The 20,648-nt window shown below is 59.1% G+C and carries 19 protein-coding genes; 11 read left to right on the top strand and 8 right to left on the bottom strand.

Translation table 11 applies throughout. The features are described from left to right. Positions 1-53: 53 nt before the first annotated feature. Positions 54-785 (bottom strand): LuxR C-terminal-related transcriptional regulator, encoded by a 732-nt coding sequence (locus ACQZ6F_RS09555; protein ID WP_449091977.1) that lies wholly within the window; start codon positions 783-785, stop codon positions 54-56. Positions 786-1,372: 587 nt separating this feature from the next. Between ACQZ6F_RS09555 and ACQZ6F_RS09550 the strand changes: the two genes are divergently transcribed. Beyond that, a complete protein-coding gene (locus ACQZ6F_RS09550) occupies positions 1,373-2,320 on the top strand; it encodes a hypothetical protein (RefSeq protein WP_449091978.1) in 948 nt (315 codons plus the stop codon). A 15-nt stretch (positions 2,321-2,335) separates the two neighbouring features. On the opposite strand, the gene ACQZ6F_RS09545 is transcribed toward ACQZ6F_RS09550, so the two are convergent. Next, entirely contained in the window at positions 2,336-2,845 is a 510-nt protein-coding gene (locus ACQZ6F_RS09545; RefSeq protein WP_449091979.1) for a TIGR00645 family protein, read from the bottom strand. A 164-nt stretch (positions 2,846-3,009) separates the two neighbouring features. Between ACQZ6F_RS09545 and ACQZ6F_RS09540 the strand changes: the two genes are divergently transcribed. Then, on the top strand, positions 3,010-4,689 hold the full coding sequence (locus ACQZ6F_RS09540; RefSeq protein WP_449091980.1) for a formate--tetrahydrofolate ligase: 1,680 nt from the start codon (positions 3,010-3,012) through the stop codon (positions 4,687-4,689). A 126-nt stretch (positions 4,690-4,815) separates the two neighbouring features. Here ACQZ6F_RS09540 and ACQZ6F_RS09535 read toward each other — a convergent pair whose 3' ends face one another. Continuing rightward, positions 4,816-5,622: an extensin-like domain-containing protein gene (locus ACQZ6F_RS09535; RefSeq protein ID WP_449091981.1), complete on the bottom strand. Its 807-nt coding sequence runs from the start codon at positions 5,620-5,622 to the stop codon at positions 4,816-4,818. A gap of 288 nt (positions 5,623-5,910) precedes the next feature. On the opposite strand from ACQZ6F_RS09535, the gene ACQZ6F_RS09530 reads away from it, so the two are divergent. The 5 genes from ACQZ6F_RS09530 (at position 5,911) to ACQZ6F_RS09510 (ending at position 14,137) form a co-directional block, all read left to right on the top strand. Beyond that, entirely contained in the window at positions 5,911-8,136 is a 2,226-nt protein-coding gene (locus tag ACQZ6F_RS09530; RefSeq protein ID WP_449091982.1) for a TonB-dependent hemoglobin/transferrin/lactoferrin family receptor, read from the top strand. A 428-nt stretch (positions 8,137-8,564) separates the two neighbouring features. Further along, positions 8,565-10,088 (top strand): ABC-F family ATP-binding cassette domain-containing protein, encoded by a 1,524-nt coding sequence (locus tag ACQZ6F_RS09525; RefSeq protein ID WP_449091983.1) that lies wholly within the window; start codon positions 8,565-8,567, stop codon positions 10,086-10,088. 254 nt (positions 10,089-10,342) lie between these two features. Then, on the top strand, positions 10,343-12,532 hold the full coding sequence (locus ACQZ6F_RS09520; RefSeq protein ID WP_449091984.1) for an anthranilate synthase: 2,190 nt from the start codon (positions 10,343-10,345) through the stop codon (positions 12,530-12,532). 168 nt (positions 12,533-12,700) lie between these two features. Next, positions 12,701-13,381: a TIGR02117 family protein gene (locus ACQZ6F_RS09515; protein ID WP_449092398.1), complete on the top strand. Its 681-nt coding sequence runs from the start codon at positions 12,701-12,703 to the stop codon at positions 13,379-13,381. A 120-nt stretch (positions 13,382-13,501) separates the two neighbouring features. Then, on the top strand, positions 13,502-14,137 hold the full coding sequence (locus ACQZ6F_RS09510) for a glyoxalase superfamily protein (protein WP_449091985.1): 636 nt from the start codon (positions 13,502-13,504) through the stop codon (positions 14,135-14,137). A gap of 39 nt (positions 14,138-14,176) precedes the next feature. Here ACQZ6F_RS09510 and bluB read toward each other — a convergent pair whose 3' ends face one another. Beyond that, positions 14,177-14,914: a 5,6-dimethylbenzimidazole synthase gene (gene bluB / locus ACQZ6F_RS09505; protein ID WP_449091986.1), complete on the bottom strand. Its 738-nt coding sequence runs from the start codon at positions 14,912-14,914 to the stop codon at positions 14,177-14,179. A gap of 238 nt (positions 14,915-15,152) precedes the next feature. Here bluB and ACQZ6F_RS09500 point away from each other — a divergent pair, with 238 nt between their 5' ends. Both ACQZ6F_RS09500 and queF read left to right on the top strand, forming a co-directional pair. Beyond that, the gene (locus ACQZ6F_RS09500; RefSeq protein ID WP_158008737.1) at positions 15,153-15,290 is read left to right on the top strand and encodes a hypothetical protein; all 138 of its coding nucleotides are present in this window, start codon (positions 15,153-15,155) and stop codon (positions 15,288-15,290) included. Position 15,291: 1 nt separating this feature from the next. Then, entirely contained in the window at positions 15,292-15,756 is a 465-nt protein-coding gene (gene queF, locus ACQZ6F_RS09495; protein WP_077471818.1) for a preQ(1) synthase, read from the top strand. Positions 15,757-15,816: 60 nt separating this feature from the next. Here queF and ACQZ6F_RS09490 read toward each other — a convergent pair whose 3' ends face one another. Beyond that, positions 15,817-16,626, bottom strand: coding sequence for a DUF2076 domain-containing protein (locus ACQZ6F_RS09490; RefSeq protein WP_449091987.1), 810 nt, complete (start codon positions 16,624-16,626; stop codon positions 15,817-15,819). A gap of 233 nt (positions 16,627-16,859) precedes the next feature. Here ACQZ6F_RS09490 and ACQZ6F_RS09485 point away from each other — a divergent pair, with 233 nt between their 5' ends. After that, complete coding sequence (locus ACQZ6F_RS09485) at positions 16,860-17,447, top strand: ATP-dependent Clp protease proteolytic subunit (protein WP_068388429.1); 588 nt, start codon at positions 16,860-16,862, stop codon at positions 17,445-17,447. A 120-nt stretch (positions 17,448-17,567) separates the two neighbouring features. Here the strand turns inward: ACQZ6F_RS09485 and ACQZ6F_RS09480 are convergent, their stop codons facing one another. After that, a complete protein-coding gene (locus ACQZ6F_RS09480; protein WP_449091988.1) occupies positions 17,568-18,272 on the bottom strand; it encodes a DUF4336 domain-containing protein in 705 nt (234 codons plus the stop codon). A 64-nt stretch (positions 18,273-18,336) separates the two neighbouring features. On the opposite strand from ACQZ6F_RS09480, the gene ACQZ6F_RS09475 reads away from it, so the two are divergent. Further along, positions 18,337-18,912 carry a TetR/AcrR family transcriptional regulator gene (locus ACQZ6F_RS09475; protein WP_449091989.1) on the top strand — a complete coding sequence of 192 codons (576 nt, stop codon included), beginning with the start codon at positions 18,337-18,339 and terminating at the stop codon, positions 18,910-18,912. A gap of 189 nt (positions 18,913-19,101) precedes the next feature. Here ACQZ6F_RS09475 and ACQZ6F_RS09470 read toward each other — a convergent pair whose 3' ends face one another. Beyond that, positions 19,102-19,485, bottom strand: a complete 384-nt coding sequence (locus ACQZ6F_RS09470; protein ID WP_449091990.1) for a VOC family protein — start codon at positions 19,483-19,485, stop codon at positions 19,102-19,104. Next, a complete protein-coding gene (locus ACQZ6F_RS09465) occupies positions 19,451-20,635 on the bottom strand; it encodes an MFS transporter (RefSeq protein WP_449091991.1) in 1,185 nt (394 codons plus the stop codon). Before ACQZ6F_RS09465 ends, ACQZ6F_RS09470 begins: the two co-directional genes overlap by 35 nt. Between the last annotated feature and the right edge of the window lie 13 nt (positions 20,636-20,648).

The raw sequence follows: 20,648 nt of genomic DNA, 5'->3' as shown, positions 1-20,648 counted from the left end.
CACAGGCATTGTCGAGCGATGATGGGAAAAGACTGCGGCGAAGTTCGCCGCGGTTAGCTGATCAGCTTGAGCCGGATGGCTTTCGCAACGAGCTGCGTGCGGTTGACGCAATCGAGCTTCTTGATGGCGTTCATCATGTAGGCGTTGACCGTATGGTCGGAGAGGGAAAGGATCTGGCCGATTTCGACAGAGGTCTTGCCCTGTGCCGTCCAGCGCACGACTTCGAGTTCGCGCGCTGAAAGCGTGTTTGGCATCGCACCATCGTTACGCTTCAAGCCATTATAGGCGTCGAGTGCCTGCAGCATGATCATGGTGAGTTCGTTGAGCTCGCTCTGGCCGAGACTGTTGCGATTGCCCATGAACCAGAACAGAAGGCGCTGTCCGTTCGAGGAGTTGATCGGAATGATCACGCTCATCGGGCAATTGTAGTTGATGAGCAACATATAGAGCTCACGCGGCAGGTCGATGTCCGGCGCGCCATCCCTTTCAAGCAGGTGCCAGGATCGCGGCATCACTGAATCGCGTGTGCACAGCAACATCGGACAGCGGCGAACCAGCTGCTGACGATCGAACTCCCGTACGAATTGGACGGGCACCGATCCTTCTATCAGCAGCGGCGTCATCATCGAATCATCCGGGACCGGGGCGTTCATGAAAGCCACATGGCTGAAGCCAAAGGCCGTTCCCGTTCGCTCCAGCGCCTTGGCAAACGCTGCTTGAGTCCGAGCAGAAGCCAGCTCGGCGGAAAGCAGCAATTGTCTCTCAGCAGTGATGATATAGGACATATGAGTAGAAGCGCCCACAGCGTGTTGTCGCAATCAAATACCCGATTTATGAGTGAATGCTAGACGCAAAAATACCACAGGACCAGAAATAATTTCATTTTCATATATTTTAATATTCCAACATGCGGATTTGTATGACTTTTTGCCAAAATAGGCCTTGTTGATGAAAATTTCGTCTCCAGCACCCCGGATTGCGACAGGGGCATACATTTCACGTCGATCGGATGCCTGCGGAATGGAAACCGATAATGACGGATCGGCTCTCCGAGCATATTCGAGGCGATCTTTCCGGCGTCGTCGTGCGATCTGAAATATGGTTTTGGGGCTTGATGGAAGTCTGTCTTGTGATTATCTTCCTCCGATTTTGGCTTGGAATGGTATGATGAGTACCCCAAGATTTGCCGTGGCTGGCTTCAGCTAAATCTGATGGTTCCGAAGTCTTACTAAGACCCAGGATTTATCCGCCTGCAGCGCAGAAGCGAGTTGTCTTTCGGTAAATGATGCGGCGGGCTATAGGTCTGCCTTGCGAAGGCCCAAAGCGGTTGCTATCGGTCTTGCCAAAGTAATCGCTTCCAGGCGTATATCTCATGAATTTTCGCTTCCGGCCGCATGTTGCAGTGCGGTGTTGTCAAACGGCGCTGTGGTTTCTGATTGCCATTTCGCTTCTGGTATTTTCGCCCGCGCCTTCGCAAGCGGCGGAGGTCGCCGGCGGTTCGCCGATGCGTTTCCTGCTGGTTCATGGCGATATGGGCCAATGCCGCGCCGACAGTAGCTGTCCGGACTGGATCTCCGCAGAAGGGCAGATCATGCCGGATTCGCCAAGGAAGCTGCAGAGGTTTCTGAAACGGCTCGGCGATCGTAAACTGCCGATCGTGGTCAGTTCGCCGGGCGGCGATGTGCGGGCGGCCATGGAGATGGCCTATGCCATCCGGAAGCAGAAGCTCTCCGTTGCGGTTGGCCGTACCCGCTCACGGGCGTGCCCATATGCCGAACCCATCTGCTCGGCTGCGATCGCCAAGGACGGCTCGATCAAGGGCGAGCCATTTTCCGCGGGCGCGATCTGCTTTTCTGCCTGCCCGCTGTTTTTCTCCGGCGGCGTCCAGCGTGTGTCCAGCCCCTTCGCGCTTCTCGGTGTTCATCAGATCACGACGACCTATAGCGAGGTGCGCGTTCAGTACCGCACCGAATATGAAATAGTGGATGGCAAGCGCAAGGTCCTGTCGAAGAAGGAGATCGGACGCAAATTCGTCGGCAAGTACGATACTACCAAGCTCGACAAGGCGCAGAGAGCAAGGCTGGTCGGGTTTCTCGACAAGATGGGCATCGACAAGTCGCTCGTCGATCTGATGCTCGGAACGGACCCCAGCGGCATCCATCTGATTTCGCAGATGGATGCTCTCAAGCTGAAGCTGACGACCGAACTTGCGGATGCCGTGGCACTGGTATCGGTCGCCAGTTGCGGGGACAATCCGTCGATCTCGAATTGCGTTGCACCCCGACCGATCACAAACGTATCGGCGATGGCCGGCAAATAGCCGACGTCTCCTGCGTCAGCTCTCCTTGCCCTTGGCTTTCGCCATGATTTTTTCCAGGAAGCCGAGCAGCAGTGCCGAGACGACGAAGGCAAGATGGATGATGGTGAACCACATCAGCTTGGCGTTGTCATATTGAGTGGCGTTCAGGAAGATCTGCAGCAGATGGATTGAGGAAATCGCCACGATCGAGGATGCAACCTTGATCTTCAGGCTACCTGAATCGAGCTTGCCGAGGAAGGAAACCTCGCCTTCGGCTTCGTCAAAGCGGCTCACGAAATTCTCATAGCCCGAAATCATCACCATCACAATCAGGCTTGCCACCAGCGCGGCGTCGATCAGGCCGAGGATCGCGAGGATCATGTCCGCTTCGTCATACTGGAAGACGTTGATCGTCACCTTGTAGAATTTGAAGGCGAATGAGACCGCGTAGACGGCGAGCGAGGCGGCGAGGCCGAGATAGAAGACGACCAGGAGCCAGCGGCTGGAGAGGATAATGCGCTCGACCAGTAGTTCCAGGGACTTCATGTATTTTCCTTTTCTATCCTGTATTTGCCTGGGAATAATAAGCCCGCCTTGGTTTGGCAACAAGGCAGTGTGTTTCGCGCGGGACAGTGAAGCGCGGCTATTCACACTGGATACGTATTGGGTTATCCCGACAGGGAAATGACTGCATGTTGGGGATAGGTCTTATGGCAACGGTGGCATCCGACATAGAAATTGCTCGAGCCGCAAAGAAGCTGCCGATCATCGAGATCGGCGCCAAGCTCGGCATTCCGGCGGAAGATCTTGCTCCCTATGGCTATGACAAGGCGAAGATCAGCGCGAGCTTCATCACCGCGCAGTCCGGCAAGAGGGATGGCAAGCTGATCCTGGTGACGGCGATCAATCCGACGCCCGCGGGCGAGGGGAAGACCACCACGACAGTCGGCCTCGGCGACGGCTTGAACCGTATCGGCAAGAAGGCTGTGGTCTGCGTGCGCGAGGCTTCGCTTGGTCCCTGCTTCGGGGTCAAGGGTGGGGCGGCCGGCGGCGGATATGCGCAGGTCGTGCCGATGGAAGATATCAACCTGCATTTTACCGGCGATTTCCACGCCGTCACCTCGGCCCATAATCTGCTTGCGGCGCTGATCGACAACCACATCTACTGGGGTAACGAGCAGAACATCGATATCCGCCGCATCACCTGGCGCCGCGCGATGGACATGAACGATCGGGCATTGCGCGATATCGTCGCCTCCCTTGGCGGCGTTGCCAATGGTTTTCCGCGCGAAGGCGGCTTCGACATCACGGTCGCCTCCGAGGTCATGGCGATCCTCTGTCTCGCTTCCGACCTTAAGGATCTGCAAAAGCGGCTCGGCAACATCATCATCGGCTATCGCCGCGACCGCACGCCGGTCTATGCCCGCGATCTGAAGGCTGATGGCGCCATGGCGGTGCTGCTCAAAGATGCGATGCAGCCGAACCTCGTGCAGACGCTGGAAAACAATCCGGCATTGGTACATGGCGGCCCCTTTGCCAATATCGCCCATGGCTGCAATTCGGTGATTGCCACGCGCACGGCGCTGAAACTTGCCGATTATGTCGTGACCGAAGCCGGCTTTGGCGCCGATCTGGGCGCTGAGAAGTTTTTTGATATCAAGTGCCGGAAGGCCGGCCTCTCGCCGGACGCGGCCGTCATCGTTGCGACGGTGCGCGCACTGAAGATGAACGGCGGCATCAAGAAGGACGATCTCGGCAAGGAGAATGTCGAGGCGCTGGTAAAAGGCTGCGCCAATCTTGGCCGTCATGTTGCCAATGTCCGCAAGTTCGGTGTGCCTGTTGTCGTAGCCATCAATCATTTCGTCTCGGATACGGAAGCCGAGGTCGCGGCATTGAAGGACTATGTCGCAAGGCTTGGTGCCGAGGCGATCCTCTGTGGCCACTGGGCCGAAGGCTCGGCCGGGATCGAAGACCTCGCGCATAAGGTGGTGGAGCTTGCCGAATCCGGTCAGGCGAAATTCCAGCCGCTTTATCCCGACAATCTTTCCCTGCTGGAAAAGATCGAGATCGTCGCCTCCAAGATCTATCATGCGGGCGAGGTTACGGCTGATAAGGCCGTGCGCGACCAGCTGCGCTCATGGGAAGATCAGGGCTACGGCCATCTGCCCGTTTGCATGGCCAAGACCCAATATTCCTTCTCGACCGATCCGAATGTTCGCGGTGCACCCGAGGGTCATGTGGTGCAGGTTCGCGAGGTTCGCCTCTCGGCCGGGGCCGGCTTCGTCGTCGTCATCACCGGCGAGATCATGACCATGCCCGGCCTGCCGAAATCACCGGCGGCGGAGCGAATTTTCCTCAATGATCAGGGTTACATCGAAGGATTGTTTTAAGTTCTGATTCTGGTGGAACTGCCTTCTGGCGCGGTTCAGTTTTCACGGAATCTCTGAACCGCTCTATCTCTTTGTTCTCACGCAATTCCGGACGGAAAACCGCTGCGCACTTTTCCTGGAATTGCTTTAGTGGCAGTACCGGAAGCCGCCGTTCCTCTCGATTACATCGAGATGGAAATGCGTTTCGTGGGCGGCATCGCTTTCCGGATCGAGCACGGTCGTGAAATAGAGGCAGGCCGAGGCGCTCGTGGCGCGCTGGAATGCGCCGGTCAGCGTCGGATCTTCGCGCCGGGGCTCGATGCCGATGGTCTTGCCGTTTTCGAAGGTGAAGCTCGCGACATCGATGGCGTTGCCGCGGGCGTGCTCCGAGATCTTGCCGGTTGAGGCATTGTTGCGCAGGCGGCAAATATAGGTCGAGGCCTGGTTGATTGTGACGATCTTGCCGTTCTCCAGCGCGGCGGCCGAAGGGATCACACTTTCCTTCATCCATTGGGCCAGCGCCAGCGCCGCCTCGCACCGCATCTTGCCTTCGGGCTTGAATGCTATGCCCGGCAGCGGTGAGGACAGCGCAATCGGCTTGTCGATGCCGCAGCCATTACCGTCATCGATGCGGGGGATCTCCTTGAAGGTGGCGCCCATGGCTGTGAGATCCTTGAGGCATGTCTCATGCTCTTCGCTTGATTCCGAGGCGATCGTCAGCGGCGGGGCGGCCGGAGCCTGCGTCTGATCGGGCGCCGGCTCATCCGTCGCAGTCGGCGGCTTCTCGGAGGGAGCGACTGGTTTTTCCTCGGGTATTACAGGCTTCTCCGCCGGAATCGGTGGAGCGTCGGCTGGCTGTGTCTGTGCCTTGTCCGGTTTTTGCTCTGGTATAGGCCCGGTTTGCGGAAGTGCAGCGGCCGTGAGCACGACAACAGTAGAGATTAGTGAAATCATTCTAAACAGCATCAAGTAATTCAGCCAATTCTAATGATGATGCCGATAGAACGCTTGAGCCGACCATTTCGTTGCAATTCAGCAACTTTTTGTCTTTGCCTTTAAACATGATCATTTTATTCATGATTATTGGCGACTGATATATTGACAATAATACTCATGTTTTTTATGCGGCAGAAAGAGGGCGGAATATTTCTGCCTTGTTAACAAAATCAGCCCAGCCAGCCCCTTGTCTGCTTTTGACGCAGCAACCAGCCAGCCCGGTAAAGCAGTTCGAAAGGAATGGTTATGGTTGTCCGGCGCTCCCGCTCGGCTCTCTTGGCATGCACTGCGTTTCTGGCTCTTGGGCTGGCGACGCCGTCCTTTGCCCAAACAGCAACCCAGAATGATCAGGCGACTGGCGATACGGCCAAGAGTGAGGGTGTCACGAGCCTGAAGCCGATCGTGGTCAAGGGGAAGGGCAAGGCGACGAAGGACGTGCTTGCCGATTCTCCGACCGCCAGCCAGACGACGGCAAAGGACATCGATGACAACCAGATCAGCCGCATCGAGGATCTCGGTCGCAGCACTGAAGTCGGCGTCGGCTTCAACCGCACCACAGGCGGCATCAACATTCGCGGTCTCGGCGACGACCGCGTCTTGACGACGATCGATGGCATCCAGATCCCCTTTCTGCTTGATGTCTCTCGCGGTGCGGATGGCGGCGTCAACAGTTTTGATTTCAACGGGCTTTCGAGCGTCGATGTCGTGCGTGGCGCCGATTCCAGCCGTGCCGGCTCGGGCGCTCTTGGCGGCGCCTTCGTATTGCGCACGCTGGAACCGGAAGATCTGATCGCGCCCGGCTCGACATGGGGCGGCGTCTTCAAATTCGGCTATAACGGCGATGACCGGAGTGTCGGCGGTTCGGCGGCGATTGCCAAGCGCATCGACAATACGGCCGTTCTTTTCGAAGGTGGCTATACGCGCGGTCATGAGCTTCAAAACAACGGCGATGTCGGCGGCTACTCGACCAAGCGCACCAAGGCGGATCCGGCCGACTACAATCAGAGAAGCGGCCTCTTCAAGATCCGCCAATATACCGATATCGGCACCTTCGGGGTCACGGCTGAGCATTACAATAAAGATAAAGACATCGATGCGATGCACTCGCAAAGCCCAACCGGAAACCTCCGCCCGGGCAATTACGATACGAACGACAATACCGAACGCAATCGCGTTTCGCTCGACTACAAGTATGACGCTGAAAGCGCTGACTCCCTGCTCGATACGGCCAATGCCGTCTTCTATTGGCAGAACCTCCTGCGCGAAGAAGGTCTTGAGGGTTATCGCTATACCTCCGTCATCGGCGACTACTCGCGCAGCAACGAAATGGAAGACCGCAGTATTGGCTTTAACGGTAACGCGTCGAAGTCCTTCGACACCGGCAGCCTGCATCACAAGATTACCTTTGGTCTCGACACAGCTTTCGACAAGGTACATCAGTATTCTGCCGGCGTAGATAGTTGCGCTCTTCCCCGTTGGCGTGCGACTTGCGCATTCCTGCACACCAATCAGTCTGATATGCCCGATGTCGACGGCAAGCGTGTCGGTGCCTTCATCGACGACAAGATCGAGTTTGGCTCCAGCAATTTCTCTCTGACACCTGGCCTTCGCTTCGACTGGTATGATTACTCGCCGAAGAACACGACTGCCTTCCGCGACAGCGCCAACTATCAGGGCCTGCCATCCGGCCAGTCGGACAGCCGCTTCTCGCCGAAGCTGCGCGCCTCCTACCAGCCGCAGGATAATGTCGAGATCTATGCACAATGGGCCATGGCCTTCCGTGCGCCTAACGTCAGCGAGCTCTATGTCAATTACGGCGTGCCCGGCGGCTATGTCAGCTACGGCAACCCCGACCTGAAGCCGGAGACCAGCAACGGCATCGAAATCGGCACCAATCTTGGCGATGACGATTTCGGCGGCCATATCGGCGGCTTCTACAACAAATACAAGAACTTCATCGACTCGGTCACATCAGCCGATCCGACAAGGACTTATCCACTCGGGATCACCGAATACTTCAATCGCGCCAATGTCCGCATGTTCGGCGTCGAAGTGAACGCGCATAAGAGGTTTGACAACGGCATTCACATCAAGGGCGCCCTTGCCTACGTCAACGGCAAGGACTCGGATAGCGGCGAGTGGATCAATTCCGTGGCTCCGGCCAAGGCCGCCTTTACCGTCGGCTATGCGACCGAAATCTGGGGAACGGACCTGACCTTCGTCACCGCGACGAGCGAGCCGAAGAAGACGGGCGATAACTTCCGTACTCCCGGCTACGGCATCTTCGATCTGACGGGTTGGTGGGAGCCGGAGCAGGTAAAGGGGCTGTCGCTTCGTGCCGGTGTCTACAACATCTTCAATAAGACCTACTACGACTCGCTCAACGTCGCGTCCACGGGTCTCACACAGCCTTCGGCCTACTATTCCGAGCCCGGCAGAACCTTCAAGCTGACGCTGACGCAGAAGTTCTAAGCGGTTTCACCGACGCAGCAAACTCAGGCGATGCTTCGGCATCGCCTCTTTTTTTGCGCTTATGAGGCGGTATCAGGAGGTTTGCGCAATTGTAAATCGCAACATTCGATGCTAATGGAAGCGCCCAGTCTTCAAACCTGTTGAGAAAAGAGAGGAGGACCTTATGACCAAGATAGTCTGGCATATTCGCCAGTTCGGTCCGACTCGTGCCCTGCGGATGCGTTTGCAGGGCTGATCAGAGGCTGTAACTCACTCATTCTTCTGGTCTGCCCTTTGGGCGACGTGGCTTCGTGCATTTATGCCCGTGTGGCCGCGTCATGACATGTTTTCGAGCATTGGCCTATCCATGGCCAGCGACATCGGCGTAGCGCGGCAAAGGGAGCCGCAGGCGATGTCTAGGGAATGCTCGAGCAAGACCGGAAAAGACCATGACTCTGATCAATCTTCGCAATTTCGGCGTTACCCTGGGTGCGCCGTTGTTTTCCAATCTCAATCTGACCGTCGATGCCGGTGACCGCATCGGGATCGTCGCTGCGAACGGGCGCGGGAAGACTTCACTGCTCAACAGCATAGCCGGCAGGCTGGAGCCGACGACGGGCGATATGACCCGCACGCGCGGCCTGCGGGTCGGGTATGTCGAGCAGAACGTCCCCGCCGATCTGCTTGATGTCTCCTTCTACGATGCGGTTCTCCGCGCCCTGCCGAAGGAGCAGGCCGCAAGCGAGAGCTGGCGCGTGGATGTCACTCTCGATTCGCTCGATGTGCCCGCGGTGATGCGGGAGAGGACGCTCGCCCAGCTCAGCGGCGGCTGGCAAAGACTTGCCATGCTTGCCCGCGTCTGGGTGACCGAGCCTGATGTGATGATGCTGGACGAACCGACCAACCATCTCGATCTCGCCAAGATCGCGTTGCTGGAGGACTGGCTGAATGCGCTGCCGCGCGACGTCGCCGTGCTGATTGCCAGCCACGATCGCGCCTTTCTCGATGCTGTGAGCAACCGGACGCTGTTCCTGCGTCAGGAGCAGTCGCAGATCTATGCGCTGCCCTATAGCCGGGCGCGGGCGGCGCTGGACGAGGCCGATGCTTCGGAAGAGCGGCGCTACCAGAAGGAGATGAAGACGGCGCAGCAGCTGCGCAAGCAGGCGGCCAAGCTCCACAATATCGGGGTCAACTCCGGCAGCGATCTGCTGACCGTGAAGACGAAGCAGCTGAGGGCAAGAGCCGAGAAACTGGAGGACGCCGCTCGACCGGGCTATCAGGAGCGTTCGGCCGGCGCGATCAAGCTCGCCAATCGCGGCACGCAGGCGAAGATACTGGTGACACTCGATGATGCCTCGGTCGAGACACCTGACGGCACGCTGCTCTTCAAGACCGGCAAACGCTGGATCTGCCAGGGGGACCGCATCGTCCTGCTCGGCGCCAACGGCGCCGGCAAGACGCGGCTTGTCGAGATGATCCGCAAGGCCATCGACCATCCGGCGAATGCCGGAGCGATCAAGCCGACGCCGTCGTTGGTGCTCGGCTATAGCGATCAAGCCCTCTCCAATCTCGGTCAGGACGATACGCCGCTGGGCGTCATCACGCGGCTGTTCGAGCTCGGCGAGCAACGCGCGAGGACGCTGCTCGCCGGCGCAGGCATGAACATCGAGATGCAGGGGCGTGCTATCGGCAGGCTTTCGGGCGGACAGAAGGCGCGGCTGGCGATGCTGGTGCTGAGGCTCACTAATCCCAACTTCTACCTGCTCGACGAGCCGACCAACCATCTGGATATCGATGGCCAGGAGGCTCTGGAAGACGAACTGACGGCGAACGAGGCAAGCTGCCTGCTCGTCTCCCACGACCGCAGCTTCGTGCGCAGCATCGGCAACCGCTTCTGGCTGATCGACCGGAAGCGGCTGATTGAGGTTGACGGGCCGGAGGAGTTCTTCGAAGCAGCCCGAACGCAGGACTAGCAAAAGGGTGGGCAGAGACGAAAAATCGTTTCTGCCCATTCACCGAGATTGCGGCTTGCGCATCACCTCATCTCACGCTAACAATTCCCGCCATGAACATGTCCTTGAACAACATTGCAGTTTGGTGGTGGGCTCGCTGAGGCGGCCTCGACCAATCGTGTTCAAAGACCACGAGTGAGCCGCCCGAGATTTCGAGGCGGCTTTTTTGTTATAAAGGCCGCCTGTCATCCGGGCCCGATAACGGAGTGGGAATAATGGTAACGATCCTTCGGGATGATGGTGCGGAAGTCTACGAGACGAAGGGCGGGATCACCGTCACCCGACAACGTCGGCCGACTCCTTATGCGGATGCGGTTTCGTCCTATATCGACAAGCTCGACGAGCGTCGCGGTGCGGTGTTCTCGTCGAACTACGAATATCCTGGCCGCTATACCCGTTGGGATACCGCCGTCGTCGATCCGCCGCTCGGCCTTTCCTGTTCCGGTCGCGACGTCTGGATCGACGCCTATAACGAGCGTGGCGAAGTCATTCTCGGCTTCATCGCCGAAAAGCTGAAGACGGTGTCCGAGCTGACGCTTGGCGCCTCGACGCTGCGCCGGCTCGACCTGACGGTGAAGACGCCGGACCGGATCTTCACCGAGGAAGAACGCTCGAAGATGCCGACGGTGTTTACCGTGCTGCGCGCGGTGACGGAGCTGTTCTATTCGCAGGCGGATGCCAGCATCGGCTTTTATGGTGCCTTCGGCTACGACCTTGCCTTCCAGTTCGACGCCATCAACCTGAAGCTCAAGCGTCCCGACGATCAGCGCGATATGGTGCTCTACCTGCCGGACGAGATCCTGGTGGTCGACAACTACTCCGCCAAGGCCTGGATCGACCGTTACGATTTCGCCAAGGATGGCGTTTCCACCGAGGACAAATCCGGCGAGATCGCCGCCGAGCCCTTCCGCCACACCGATACGATACCGCCGAAGAGCGATCATCGCCCCGGTGAATATGCCGAGCTGGTAGTCAAGGCGAAGGAAAGCTTCCGGAAGGGCGATCTCTTCGAGGTCGTGCCCGGCCAGAAGTTCATGGAGCGCTGCGAGAGCAAGCCTTCCGATATTTCCAAGCGGCTGAAGGCGATCAACCCTTCGCCCTATTCCTTCTTCATCAATCTCGGCAATCAGGAATATCTGGTGGGAGCATCGCCCGAAATGTTCGTGCGTGTTTCTGGCCGCCGCATCGAGACCTGCCCGATCTCAGGTACGATCAAGCGCGGTGACGATCCGATCGCCGATAGCGAGCAGATCCTGAAGCTTCTGAATTCCAAGAAGGACGAGTCCGAGCTGACCATGTGCTCCGACGTCGATCGTAACGACAAGAGCCGCGTCTGCGAGCCGGGCTCGGTCAAGGTCATCGGCCGCCGGCAGATCGAGATGTATTCGCGTCTCATCCACACGGTTGACCATATCGAGGGCCGCCTGCGTGACGACATGGACGCCTTTGACGGCTTCCTCAGCCATGCCTGGGCGGTCACCGTCACCGGCGCGCCGAAGCTCTGGGCCATGCGCTTCATCGAGAGCCATGAAAAGAGCCCGCGCGCATGGTATGGTGGCGCGATCGGCATGGTCGGCTTCAACGGCGACATGAATACCGGCCTGACGCTGCGCACCGTGCGCATCAAGGACGGCATTGCCGAGGTGCGCGCTGGCGCTACGCTGCTCAACGACTCGATCCCCGAGGAAGAAGAAGCCGAAACCGAATTGAAGGCCTCCGCCATGCTGTCTGCCATCCGTGATGCCAAGGCTGCCAATTCCGGCAAGCAGCAGCGCGACGTCGCCTCCGTGGGCAAGGGCGTGAAGATCCTGCTGATCGACCACGAGGACAGCTTCGTCCATACGTTGGCGAACTACTTCCGCCAGACGGGCGCGACGGTTTCCACCGTGCGCACGCCGGTGCCGGAAGAGGTGTTCGACCGGCTGGATCCCGATCTGGTCGTGCTGTCGCCGGGACCCGGCAATCCGAAGGATTTCGACTGCAAGGCGACGATCAAGAAAGCGCGGGCGCGCAACCTGCCGATCTTCGGCGTCTGCCTGGGCCTGCAGGCGCTGGCGGAAGCCTATGGCGGCGAGCTGCGCCATCTCGCCCTGCCGATGCATGGCAAGCCGTCGCGCATTCGCGTGCTGGAACCGGGTCTTGTCTTCTCCGGTCTCGGCCGTGAAGTCACCGTCGGCCGTTATCACTCCATCTTTGCTGATCCCTCGACCTTGCCGCGTGATTTCATGATCACGGCGGAAAGCGAGGATGGCACGATCATGGGTATTGAGCATGTGAAGGAGCCGATCGCGGCTGTGCAGTTCCATCCGGAATCGATCATGACGCTCGGCGGCGATGCCGGCATGCGGATGATCGAGAACGTGGTGGCGCATCTGGCGCGCCGTGCAAAGACGAAGGCCGCCTGATCCGGGCTCCGACGCTATGGATTTAAATAGAACATCCCCATGCACTCGGAAAAAGTGCATGGGGATGTTTTTGCCTTGAAAGAGCCAACAAACACCTGAAGACATCTCGTGTCGGGTAGGGGCTTCCGGTTGTTGATCACAAAGATATTCAAAAGCGTCCTGATCGCCATGCTGGCGCTCGTCGCGATTGCCGCTCTCGGCATCGTGGTGCCGCGTCCGCTCTGGCAAAATGAGCCGGTGCTGGCGGAGCAAACCCATCGCATCCTCATGCTCAGCAACCCCATCCATACAGATATCGCCATACCTGTTGATGGCGATCTCCTGGCTCGCTTTGCATTCCTGCGGACGGCCGGGCTTGATCTCGATAATCCCAACCTGCGCTACCTCGTCTTCGGCTGGGGAGGCCGCAGCTTCTATATCGAGACACCGACTTGGGCGGATCTGAAGCCGGGCCCGGTACTGAAGAGCTTCACCTTGGATCGGTCCGTCATCCACGCCGAACTTGCCGGTAATATCCCCGAGGACGCACCGGCGGTGACCGTGCTCAATATCGATGCCGGTGGGCTTGAGCGGCTGAAGCAATTCATTCTGGACAGCCTCGTTCAGGGGGATGGAGGGCCGATATCCCTACCGGGCAGCAATTACGGCCCGAATGACGCATTCTTCGAGGCGAGGGGTTATTTCAATGCCTTCATGGGCTGCAATACGTGGACGGCCGCCGCATTGAGGCAGGCAGGATTGACCACCGGCCTATGGACTGCTCTGCCTTGGATGCTGCGGCAATCGCTTGATCTGCACAATGATCGTGATCGTTTCGCCGCAGGCCCTTCGCCCGTCAAAGGGCTGTAGCCACCGGTTTGACTTGCCAAGGGTTGTAAATTAATGTTCCGGCGTTCCTGTGGGGCACATCGGCATGGGGGCCGAAAGGGCTAGGCCCGCCCGCTGATATCACTCAGCAGGAGTCTGTCCATGCCAACCCTCGATACCTATCGCAAACAAGCCAAGCTGCTGATGCGCTGGCACCGCGATCGTGACTATTCCATTGGCGGGAGAGTTCGAGTCCTCGACCGTTTCAGCGCCCTGACGGATCGTGAGATCCTGGCGATGAAATTCCCATTGGCGCTGGCGCAGGAGATCGTTGCGGTCGAAGCGGGCCACAAGAGTTGGGCCGAGTTGAAGGCCGTGGCCGCGGATGCGCCGAAGACGCTACCGGCTTCACCCGAACCGCCGGTTTTCAAGAGTGTCATTCCCATCCTTTTCGTGCGGGATGTGACGGCGAGCGCTGCCTTCTTCAGGGAAAAGCTCGGTTTTGTGGCGGAGTTCCTGCATGGCGCACCGCCGTTCTATGGAGCGGTGTCGCGGGACGGCATCTGGCTCCATTTGCGGCTCGTCTATGAGCCCTATTTTGCCGCTGCGGCGGCAAAGGAGGGATCGCTCATTCTCGCTTCGATCGAGGTTTCGAATGTCCAGGGACTGTTCGAGGAATTCAAGGCCAGGGGTGTCGAGTTCGCGCAGCCGTTGACCAAACAGGCGTGGGGCGGCACCGATTTTCACGTGCGCGACCCGGATGGCAACGTGTTCTCGTTTGTCACGTTCAGATCGTAACGCCTTGATCCCTAGAGGGTTGCCGCGGAACGGCGGCCCTCACAGGTCCTCGCAATCCTGCCAGCCTTCCTCGAAGACGAGCTTGTCGAGCGGCAGGCGGTCGCGCCATCCCTTCACGGCGAGCTCGGGCATGTCATAGAGTTCGTCGACATAGCCGACGCAGAGCCAGGCGACGATCTTGACGTGCTCGGGTATGCCAAGAATCGCCTTGATGGCCTCTTCGTGGAAGATGCTGACCCAGCCGACGCCGACGCCTTCGGCGCGGGCGGCCAGCCAGAGGTTCTGCACGGCGCAGACTGTGGAGTAGACGTCGGTCGCCGGGTTGTGGGTGCGGCCGAGCACGACAGGGCCGCCGCGCTTGGTGTCGCAGGTAATGCAGATGCTGAGCGGCGCCTTGCGGATGCCTTCGAGCTTCAGCCGCTGATATTGGGCGCGGCGATCACCTGCGAACATCGCGCAGGCTTCCTCATTTGCCTGATGGAATGCATGCCAGACGCGTTCGCGTGTTTCCGGCTGACGGATCAGGATGAAGTTCCATGGCTGCATGAAGCCGACCGAGGGGGCAGCATGAGCCGCTTCGAGCAGGCGCCGGACAAGATCATCGGGTAGGGGATCGGACTTGAATTGATCACGCACGTCGCGGCGCGTCTCGATTGCGCGATAGACGGCATTGCGCTCCTCTTCCGAAAAAGCGCCGGCCGCAACCAGATGATCAGGCGCTCCCGCTGGGACGTCGATAGCAGTTGCGGCAATAGGGGCATTGTCAGGAGTGGGCATATTCAACCATGGTTTATAGAGAGCGGCGATTTGTCGGCCGATGCCGGCCACCCTTGCATGCGGGGCTGAAGCACAGCTTAGCGCGCGATTGCAAGCGAAACTAACAGCTCGGTTTTTCACAGACGAGTGCATAACCGGCTTCCACTGTCGCGAAGCGATGGTTTGCAAAGTCTCGCTGTAGTTTTTGCTGGACGACGTGGCGACCCAAGTCCACTTCCAAATGATTGCGAGGGGCGTTATGCCAGTTCGCAAGCCTGTCTTGGCTGGTATTCGCCTTGAAGACGCCACAAGGGCGATCCATGCGAGCGCCGAAATAGCTATTCATGCGGAACCGGAGGGCGAACAGGCCCGCCGTATCCGCGTCAAGGAGATCTGAGATGCCCAACACCGATGTTTCCGGCCTGTCGATGCTCGGCAGCCAAACCGAGACCGCCGCAAATCCCGAGGCGGCCGTTCTCGAAAAAGTGCCGGCCGGCCATGCCGGCACAGACTATGTCGTGCGCTTCACCGCGCCGGAATTCACCTCGCTCTGCCCGATGACGGGCCAGCCGGATTTCGCCCATATCGTCATCGACTATGTGCCGAACGAATGGCTGGTAGAATCGAAGTCGCTGAAGCTTTTCCTGCATTCCTTCCGCAATCACGGCGCATTCCATGAGGATTGCTCGATCTATATCGCCAAGCGCCTGGTGGAGCTGCTGGATCCGAAATGGCTGCGCATCGGCGCCTATTGGTATCCGCGCGGCGGCATCCCGATCGATGTCTTCTGGCAGACGGGCAAGCCGCCGGAGGGCGTGTGGCTGCCGGATCAGGGTGTGCAGCCCTATCGTGGCCGAGGCTGAACAAAAAAGCCGCCATCCGGAGATGGCGGCTTTTTCCTGGAGCTTTATGTCTGCCTGACTTCAGGCAAACGAGCTGTCGTCGTCGCTATTGTCGAACGAATCGTCATTGGCGTCGTCCTGAGCGTCTTGGGCAGCATCCTGGGCGTAATCGGCCGCGCTCTGATCGCTATTATCGTCGTTGCCGAAATAGTTGTTGTTGATGACGGTCTCCTGAATGGGCTGTTCCGCGGCATTAGCCGCCGTCCCGCCGAAGAGGCCGCTGCCGGAATTTCCGCCGAAGAGACCGCCGCCAGTGCCGCCCAGATGCGGGCTGAACAGGCTGGAGAGCGATTCCGCCAGCATCACGCCGCCGGCGACGCCGGCTGCCGTGCCGAGAGCGCCGCGCAGGAAGCTGCCGCCGGCCGAGGGGGCTGCTGCCTGCTGGCTCCACGGGCCTGATGGTTGCTGCTGCGGCTGGCCGCTCCAGGGACCGGGCTGCGGCGCGTTGCGGGCATAGTCGTCATAGAGGCGGCCCTGCTGCTGCGGATATCCAGCTTGGGGCTGGGGTGCCGGAGCGCGCTGTTGCTGGCCGCCGCCGAATAAAGAGCCGATTCCGCCGAGGAAACCGCCGCTCTGGCCTTGTTGATGATTATCGGCGCCCTGCTGTTCGAGCTCGTGGACGCGAGCCTCGAGTTGCTGGATGCGATCGGCTGCGGCCTTCATGCCCTGTTCCTGCATGATGACGGCCTGCGCCAGAAAATATGGCGCATAGGGCTGGTCGCGAACCGACTGGTTGATGAAGGTCTCCGCATCGGCGTCGCGCTGGGCGCTGCCGGCGGTGCGCACGCGATCGAAGAGAGAAGCGAGTAACTGACGTTCTTCAGGCGACATGATGGCCTCCTTGGCTATCTGCTGCTGTAAATTCGGGGCGCGACTTCAATCGCGCTGACCTGACGTAGGATCCAATCTCGGCTTTTCAAAGCCATTCAAGTTACATTTCGGTAATCCGCAACCATAACGCCATGTTGTCAGACGCTATTCCCGCCTTGTCTTTTTCCTGCATTGTTTTACGCATTGAGTCGCACTATGTGCGGTGTACGACGCATCATGCTGGAGACTTGCGAATGAACGACGAAGACGAACAGGAAGACAAGAAGAACGAACAGCCGTTGGGCAAGGACGCGGAGGCGAATCTTTTCAAGTCGCGCTCGATCTTCATCTATGGCGGCATCACGCAGGAACTGGCCCAGAAGGTCTGCTCGCAGCTCGTGGCACTTGCTGCCGCCAGCGACGAAGACATCCGTATCTATGTGAATTCGCCCGGCGGCCACGTCGAATCAGGCGATTCCATCCATGACATGATCAAGTTCATCAAGCCGAAGGTTTGGGTGATCGGCACGGGCTGGGTCGCTTCCGCCGGTGCGCTGATTTACGTCTCGGTTCCCAAGGAACGCCGTATTTGCCTGCCGAACACGCGCTTCCTGCTGCACCAACCGTCCGGCGGCACGCGCGGCATGGCGTCCGATATCGAGATCCAGGCACGCGAAATCATCAAGATGAACGAGCGTCTCAACAAGATCTTCTCTGAAGCCACCGGTCAGCCGATCGAAAAGATCGCCAAGGACACCGACCGCGACTATTGGCTTTCCGCCGAGGAAGCCAAGGCCTATGGCCTGGTCTCGCGCATCGTGACCTCGCAGGCAGAGATTTGATCTAGCCTATTTTGCTTGAACGAAAACCCTCGCTTGCCGGAAGGCAGGCGGGGGTTTTTTGTATGGTGATGATCGGTTTGCCTTATTGGTCCATCTGAGGTGAGCGGCATTCGGAGGCAGTCATGCGCCGATGAGCCAGCGAAAAGCGCTCCGAATGAAGGCTTGCCCGTTTTCGGTGACGGGATCTCCGTGAGCCATCAGTACTTTCTCGGCTGGCCACTCAAGAACTTGCTGGATCGATGCGCGCGCAGCACTGCGATCGGTAAATGCGGCGCGAAACTTTCGAGGCACGGACGGCTCCGCGGCGACCATAAGGTCGAGACGGGCTACGAATGCCCGCCAGCCCTTGAACCATCCCGGATGGAAATGCTGGATAAGGTCGGTGAAAAGCACTGTTCTGCTTTGGCGATGAAAAAAGACAATCTCCGTCGTGATCAGGTTGCCGCGTATGACGGCGAGATCGATGTTATCGACCCAATCGCTGTCCATGGCTCCATTGAGGTTGCCGTCGAATCTGATGTCCCTGCGCTTCTGCGCCAGACCGGGCGGGGCGTAGATCTTGGCATTGGGGTAGGCGCGCTGCCAGTCACCCAGAAATACATGGTGAAGCGAATTGGGTGGTATCACGTAAGCTACATTCCCCAAGGTGTCGATCTCTGTGCGAAGGACATCCGAGATTTGCGTCGGCGACCACAGGAACAGGCTGCCATTAGACAATCGGATGACGGCCATGCGCGTCGAGTAATGGAAGCCGGCGGCCGCCGTGATGATGGGGCCATCGGCGATCCAGATATCGGGGCCGAATTCTTTGAGGGTGGCAACCATTCTTCAAAGCGTTCCCACGCAAGAGAAAGTTTACATGGGTGTAAATTTACACTAAAGTATAAAAATGGCAATACCAAAGCGAACTGAGCGATCACGAACACTCATCCTGGATGCCGCCGTGCTGGCCTTTCGTGAGGCCGGTTTCGCCGAGACCTCTGTGGAGGAAATCGCGATGCGCGCCGGCCTCACGCGCAAGACGGTCTATAATCTGTTCGGCTCGAAAGAGGAGATCGCCCTGCAGCTCATCGCGCGGGTGGAAGCAGGTGACGCAGTCTATCGTGCCCAGATGGAGGCAAATGAGGACGTCTTCGTGTTGCTGGAGCGGGTCTTTCTCGACAGTGCCGGCTGGTGCCTGGCAAACCCTTCGCTCGCCAAGCTGGCGCTGGCTCCAGCCGAGAGACCATCGCTTGAGCCGAGGCCTGACCGTCCGTCTTTCCAGCGGCTTGTCAGGGACCTTCTGGTGCTTGGTCAACAGCAGGGCGTCATTCGCAAGGACGACGACCCCAATTTCATGTCGCTGGTTCTGCTTGGCATTTATGGGCAGGCAATGCTGACCGCTCTTTCGAGCGGCCGATTTAGCGAGGACGAGATCAGGCATCTCATCCGCATTGTTGTCGAGGGTATCGGAGAGCGGCGCTGATTCTCCGGCTTGAGAGCTGGCGCCCGTCTATGGACCTGTCCAGATTGCCGAACCTTGGCTACCCGAGAGGAAGGTGCTGGCGGCGGGATGGACCGCCGCCAGCTTTCGCCGCTAGGGAGATTTGCAACGTTTCCGAGGGCGGCGAATTCAAAAAAAGTCGGGTGAGGGCGTCGGGGTCTGCGGCGCTTTCTACGTGGTGATCTCGACCGGGGTTCCGTCCGGCATGGCAACAACCGCCTCGTAGAAACCGTCGCCTGTCGTTCGGGGGCCTGATTTGAGACAGCCATCCGCCTTGCATCGTTCGGCCAGCGCATCGACGGCCGCCTGGTCACCCAGGGATATGGCGATGTGGTCCCAGCCGACACGTTCGTCCTGTGCGTCGGCTGGAAGCCAGGGGCCGGTCATCAGTTCAATCTGATCGGCGCCGTCAGGCAGGTGCACGAAGCGGGAGATGAAGCCGGGGCGGCGCTGACTGCGATAGGGCTCGCCGACGGTCGCTCCGAAATACTTCATCCAGAACGCTGCGGCGGCATCGATGTCACGTGTCCACAGAGCGGTATGAGCGATGCGCATTCGTCTCCTCCTTATCCTGCGTGCGAGTGACGATCCCGGCACATAGAGGTGCGGCACAAAGCAGTATGGCGAGCATCCAGAACGAGCCGGGCAGGCCGATGTGATTGGCGACGAAGCCGACACTGGCAGGCCCGATCAATACGCCGGCATATCCGCACATGGTAATGGCGGCGACAGCCAGCCCCGCCGGCATGACGGTCTGCGTTCCTCCCTTGCGGAAGAGCACGGGCACGATGTTGGAAGCGCCAAGCCCGATCAGCAGGAAGCCGCTCATGGCGAGGATTGCGATGGGGCTCAACAGGAGAACGAGGAAGCCAGCTACCGCGATGAGCCCGCCCCACAACATCATGGCTCTGTCTCCGAGCTTTGCCGTGATCCTGTCGCCAGCCAGGCGTCCTATCGTCATGGCAATTGCAAACAGCATGTAGCCAAGGCCGCCATGGCTCGCTTCGACCCGGCCCTGCGTGGTGAGCAGCAGGGCGCTCCAATCGAGAATGGCGCCTTCAACAAGGAAGGTGATGGCGGCAAGTACGGCAAGCAACAGAACGAAGCTGCGGGGAATGGCGAAAAGCGGCGCATCTTCCGATGGGACGGTCCTCAGCAGCCGGGGCCAGGCGACGATCAGGGCGATCAGCATCAGGGCAGACGATGGCAGCGTTGCGACGAGAGGGCCGGCATCGACGGTTAGCAGCAGCGTCACCAGCAGCGAGCCGATAAAGCCGCCGATGCTGAAAAGCGCGTGAAAGCCGGACATCAGAGGTCTATCTGCGCCTTTTTCCACCTCGACGGCATGGATGTTCATCGCGACGTCAAGTGATCCCAGAGCAGCGCCGAACACGGCGAGGGTGATGCCCAGCGTGAATGGCGTGCTGGCTATGGTGAGGATCGGGAGTGTGAGCGCGAGGCCGAGCCCACCGGCAATGATGATCGGCTTGCTGCCGTAGCGCGCGCTCAACATGCCGGTCGCAAGCATTGCGGCGACCGAGCCGAGGCCGAGGCAGAGCAGCAATATGCCAAGTACGCCATCATCGACCCCAAGCCGGGTCTTGGCGAAGGGGACGAGGGGCGCCCAGCAGGCGATACCGAATCCCGCAATGAGAAAGGCCAGTCGTGTTGCCAGCCGGGTTTCCGGCCGATCGGCGGATTGCATGATGATTCCCCGT

The sequence above is a fragment of the Rhizobium sp. A22-96 genome, assembly GCF_053521805.1.
This window is presented reverse-complemented; position numbering and strand designations above follow the sequence as displayed.

Excerpts from the sequence above, each read along its gene's own strand:
- ACQZ6F_RS09555 (WP_449091977.1), bottom strand. The coding sequence starts at position 785 with ATGTCCTATATCATCACTGCTGAGAGACAATTGCTGCTTTCCGCCGAG.
- ACQZ6F_RS09550 (WP_449091978.1), top strand. The coding sequence starts at position 1,373 with ATGAATTTTCGCTTCCGGCCGCATGTTGCAGTGCGGTGTTGTCAAACG.
- ACQZ6F_RS09545 (WP_449091979.1), bottom strand. The coding sequence starts at position 2,845 with ATGAAGTCCCTGGAACTACTGGTCGAGCGCATTATCCTCTCCAGCCGC.
- ACQZ6F_RS09540 (WP_449091980.1), top strand. The coding sequence starts at position 3,010 with ATGGCAACGGTGGCATCCGACATAGAAATTGCTCGAGCCGCAAAGAAG.
- ACQZ6F_RS09535 (WP_449091981.1), bottom strand. The coding sequence starts at position 5,622 with ATGATTTCACTAATCTCTACTGTTGTCGTGCTCACGGCCGCTGCACTT.
- ACQZ6F_RS09530 (WP_449091982.1), top strand. The coding sequence starts at position 5,911 with ATGGTTGTCCGGCGCTCCCGCTCGGCTCTCTTGGCATGCACTGCGTTT.
- ACQZ6F_RS09525 (WP_449091983.1), top strand. The coding sequence starts at position 8,565 with ATGACTCTGATCAATCTTCGCAATTTCGGCGTTACCCTGGGTGCGCCG.
- ACQZ6F_RS09520 (WP_449091984.1), top strand. The coding sequence starts at position 10,343 with ATGGTAACGATCCTTCGGGATGATGGTGCGGAAGTCTACGAGACGAAG.
- ACQZ6F_RS09515 (WP_449092398.1), top strand. The coding sequence starts at position 12,701 with ATGCTGGCGCTCGTCGCGATTGCCGCTCTCGGCATCGTGGTGCCGCGT.
- ACQZ6F_RS09510 (WP_449091985.1), top strand. The coding sequence starts at position 13,502 with ATGCCAACCCTCGATACCTATCGCAAACAAGCCAAGCTGCTGATGCGC.
- bluB (WP_449091986.1), bottom strand. The coding sequence starts at position 14,914 with ATGCCCACTCCTGACAATGCCCCTATTGCCGCAACTGCTATCGACGTC.
- ACQZ6F_RS09500 (WP_158008737.1), top strand. The coding sequence starts at position 15,153 with ATGCCAGTTCGCAAGCCTGTCTTGGCTGGTATTCGCCTTGAAGACGCC.
- queF (WP_077471818.1), top strand. The coding sequence starts at position 15,292 with ATGCCCAACACCGATGTTTCCGGCCTGTCGATGCTCGGCAGCCAAACC.
- ACQZ6F_RS09490 (WP_449091987.1), bottom strand. The coding sequence starts at position 16,626 with ATGTCGCCTGAAGAACGTCAGTTACTCGCTTCTCTCTTCGATCGCGTG.
- ACQZ6F_RS09485 (WP_068388429.1), top strand. The coding sequence starts at position 16,860 with ATGAACGACGAAGACGAACAGGAAGACAAGAAGAACGAACAGCCGTTG.
- ACQZ6F_RS09480 (WP_449091988.1), bottom strand. The coding sequence starts at position 18,272 with ATGGTTGCCACCCTCAAAGAATTCGGCCCCGATATCTGGATCGCCGAT.
- ACQZ6F_RS09475 (WP_449091989.1), top strand. The coding sequence starts at position 18,337 with ATGGCAATACCAAAGCGAACTGAGCGATCACGAACACTCATCCTGGAT.
- ACQZ6F_RS09470 (WP_449091990.1), bottom strand. The coding sequence starts at position 19,485 with ATGCGCATCGCTCATACCGCTCTGTGGACACGTGACATCGATGCCGCC.
- ACQZ6F_RS09465 (WP_449091991.1), bottom strand. The coding sequence starts at position 20,635 with ATGCAATCCGCCGATCGGCCGGAAACCCGGCTGGCAACACGACTGGCC.